This is a genomic window from Pseudonocardia sp. EV170527-09 (assembly GCF_008369905.1).
Lineage (GTDB): Bacteria > Actinomycetota > Actinomycetes > Mycobacteriales > Pseudonocardiaceae > Pseudonocardia.
Genome location: NZ_VRMC01000669.1, coordinates 1 through 234 on the forward strand (window position 1 = coordinate 1; position 234 = coordinate 234).

At 61.1% G+C, this 234-nt stretch carries 1 protein-coding gene; it reads left to right on the top strand.

Annotated elements, in window-relative coordinates; all coding sequences use genetic code 11:
- The first annotated feature begins 10 nt into the window (after positions 1-10).
- Entirely contained in the window at positions 11-169 is a 159-nt protein-coding gene (locus FVA95_RS33420) for a beta-galactosidase (protein ID WP_370460893.1), read from the top strand.
- Positions 170-234 lie beyond the last annotated feature (65 nt).

Here is a 234-nt window from a genome sequence, read left to right on the forward strand (position 1 = left end):
CTTCTGGGGCCTGCACCAAGAATCCGCTGACGGCAAGTTCGACTTCTCCGGCATTAAAGACATCGACACACTGCTCACCATCGCCGAAAAGGAGGGTCTGTACGTCATCGCCCGGCCCGGCCCCTACATCAACGCCGAAATCTCCATGGGGGCCTCCCCGCCACCATGAGCAACCAGCCCGGACCTCTGCGTGGCACTGCGAACCTGGCGCGCTCAAAACAATGGCTGCATGCA